The organism is Butyrivibrio hungatei NK4A153 (assembly GCF_000424465.1).
Taxonomy (GTDB): Bacteria; Bacillota; Clostridia; order Lachnospirales; family Lachnospiraceae; genus Butyrivibrio; species Butyrivibrio hungatei_A.
Genome location: NZ_AUJY01000035.1, coordinates 1 through 2,810, shown reverse-complemented (window position 1 = coordinate 2,810; position 2,810 = coordinate 1). Strand labels below are relative to the sequence as shown.

General features: G+C 41.9%; 3 protein-coding genes. All 3 read left to right on the top strand.

Annotated features, from left to right (window positions below):
• Positions 1 to 121 precede the first annotated feature (121 nt).
• The 3 genes from istA to G628_RS0110705 are packed head-to-tail and all read left to right on the top strand — an operon-like array spanning position 122 to position 2,596.
• Positions 122 to 1,600 (top strand): IS21 family transposase, encoded by a 1,479-nt coding sequence (gene istA, locus G628_RS0110715; protein WP_027209128.1) that lies wholly within the window; start codon positions 122 to 124, stop codon positions 1,598 to 1,600.
• Positions 1,597 to 2,379: an IS21-like element helper ATPase IstB gene (gene istB, locus G628_RS0110710; protein ID WP_022750616.1), complete on the top strand. Its 783-nt coding sequence runs from the start codon at positions 1,597 to 1,599 to the stop codon at positions 2,377 to 2,379. Before istA ends, istB begins: the two co-directional genes overlap by 4 nt.
• Positions 2,366 to 2,596 carry a hypothetical protein gene (locus G628_RS0110705; RefSeq protein WP_022750617.1) on the top strand — a complete coding sequence of 77 codons (231 nt, stop codon included), beginning with the start codon at positions 2,366 to 2,368 and terminating at the stop codon, positions 2,594 to 2,596. Before istB ends, G628_RS0110705 begins: the two co-directional genes overlap by 14 nt.
• Positions 2,597 to 2,810 lie beyond the last annotated feature (214 nt).

Below are 2,810 nucleotides of genomic sequence, written 5' to 3'. Positions count from 1 at the left end.
TGTAAACGCTATTATAAAAGTTGACCAGTTTCATCCATATCGCTAGTGAAAAAGTTTACCACCTTGAGTTAAGTCCTTTATGATTTTTAGTGTATGAAAAAATCATGAAGGGAGAAAGGTGATGATAGTCGAAATGGATCTCTACTACCAAATCCGCAGCCGCTATAACGACGGCGAATCCATACGGTCCATTGCCAGAAAGCTGGGTATATCCCGGCAGACCGTTAAAAAGTATTGCAGAGGCGATACGCATCCTGATGAACGGAAACCATATCATCGGGACTCTGAGGTGGTTACTCAGGAAGTGATTGATTTTGCCCGTGCCTGTCTTGAAGAAGATAAGAAAGAAAATCTCTCAAAACAATGGCACACTGCCAAGCGCATTTATGACCGTCTTGTTTTCGAAAAGGGCTTCAGAGGTGCTGAATCAACAATCAGAAAACTGGTTAAAACGCTCAGAGCAGAAATGGACATCTCGCCACAGGCTGACATTCCACTTGAGTACGACCCTGGTGATGCCGGCCAGATTGACTGGGGCGAAGCCACTGCATACATTAACGGGCAGAAAACCAAAGTCCAGTTCTTCTGTGGAAGACTCTGTAACAGCTGTGCTATCTTTGTTCAGGCTTACTACTCACAGAACACGGAATCATTTCTCGAAGCCCAACAAAAGATGTTTGATTTCTTTGGCGGTGTTCCTTTAAGGCTTATCTTCGATAATGCCAAGGTTGCTGTTAAAGAAGGCTTCGGAAAACATGCCAAAGCAACTGATGGATACAAAGCATTTGCTGCCCATTATGCCTTTAAAACTGAATTCTGTAACATAGCAAGTGGAAACGAAAAAGGACTTGTTGAAAACCTGGTTGGTTTCGCAAGAAAGAACTTTATGGTGCCAGTGCCAAGAGTAAAGAGCATCGACGAATTAAACGCCCAGCTCCTTGCCTCCTGTACTGACTATATGAACACCCATAAGGTTACCACTAAATCAGTTTCAGTTAAAGAGGCTTATGAAGTTGAAAGGTACTATCTCCATTCCGTTCCTACTTACAGGTTTGATACCAGCAAGACTGAGACTCCTTCTGTTGGTGATTACTCAACAGTAAGATTTGATAAGAACAACTACTCAGTACCTGTTAAATATCTTAGGAAGGATGTTACTGTAAAAGGCTATGCCAATACAGTGCATATCTATCACAAAGGCGTTCTCATAGCAACTCATGATCGCGCCTATGGAAAGAACAAAACTGAATATCGTCTTGAGCATTACATTGATCTTCTGGAACGTAAGCCAAGGGCTGTGTTCCAGGCTAAACCTGTAAGAGCAACTGTTGACAAGGAACTCCTTGACTGGGGCAAGATGCTTCCCGGTGGTAACAAGGAGATGGTCAAGCTCCTTAGGCTCTGCGTTGATCATGGCGTCGATAAGGTACTCGATATCAAGCGCAGTCTCCCGCCAGGTATTGTACCTACGGTAGATATAGTCCGTAGCCAACTGCGGGAAACACCAGAGTCCAACATCATACATTTCAAGCGTGATGTCAACGTAATCTCTACAGACCTGTCAACTTATGACAAGAAATGCGGGGTAATGCCAAGATGAATGAAGTTAATAAACAAACAATAGAACTATATGCTAAACAACTACGTGTACCAAGCTTTAACAGGTACCCAGATGTCATAAAACAACTCAATAAGGATCAGGGCTATGATGACTTCCTTGTCGCTCTTATGAAGCAGGAACTCGAAGCCCGCACGGAAAGTAACAGACAACGAAAAATCAAATCTGCAAACTTTCCATACCTGAAGACCATTGATGAACTGGACTTCAGCAGATTTGAACATCTCACAGAAGCATTTATAAATGAACTGGCTTCATGCGATTTTGTTGATAACCGCCAGAACATAGTAATGATAGGCAATCCTGGCACCGGAAAGACACATCTTTCAATAGCTCTTGGTATAAAAGCATGTATGCAGGGAATGAACGTCAAGTTCTTTACTGCAGCCAACTTATCCAATGAACTCATAGAAGCTCAAGATAATCACAAGCTTATCCGTCTTGAGAAGCAGATATCAAAAGCAGATCTCCTTATAATCGACGAGCTCAGCTATCTGACATTCAACAGACATCAGTCAGAATTACTGTTCAAGGTAATAGCTGACAGAGCTGAAAGAAAAAGCATCATAGTATCAACAAATTTAAGCTTTTCAGAGTGGACCACCATGTTTGAGAATACAACAATGGTAACAGCTCTGATTGACCGACTTACCTTCAGATCTCATGTGCTCAACATGAACTCAGAGCATCCTTATCGTGCCGAACATGCCGCTAAGGTTACCGCCTCAAAGAGAGGAGGTAAGAAATATGCAGAAAGTTAAGAAAGCTTCCTACAACCAGCTAAAGGAAGTGCTCGAGGAAATGTATGATCACATACATAGCCAGGATCAGGATATCAAGTATCTTTCCAATGAGAATCAATACTTGAGCGATTATATCAAATGGAAGGGGCTTACAGAGGATTTTGAATACTTCAAAGCTCATGCCCATAAGGTTCATCTTGATGAGGACCTGCCATTCGAAAACTATGTATTATAACTAAAGTAACTCGGGGAATGCTGCTATTGCGGTGTTCCCCATAACAAGAAACTTGGTGGTAAACTTTTTCGGTAGCGTTAGTGGTAAACTTTTTCAGTATCGCTACTGGTAAACTTATTCACCAGCGAAAAATGGTCAAATGGTAAAGTTTTTCGCTAGCGAAGTGGTAAACTAATTCGGTAGCGAGTGGTAAACTTTTTCATTGACGTTTACA

Coding starts and splice junctions, on each gene's coding strand:
- istA (WP_027209128.1), top strand. CDS start 122: ATGATAGTCGAAATGGATCTCTACTACCAAATCCGCAGCCGCTATAAC.
- istB (WP_022750616.1), top strand. CDS start 1,597: ATGAATGAAGTTAATAAACAAACAATAGAACTATATGCTAAACAACTA.
- G628_RS0110705 (WP_022750617.1), top strand. CDS start 2,366: ATGCAGAAAGTTAAGAAAGCTTCCTACAACCAGCTAAAGGAAGTGCTC.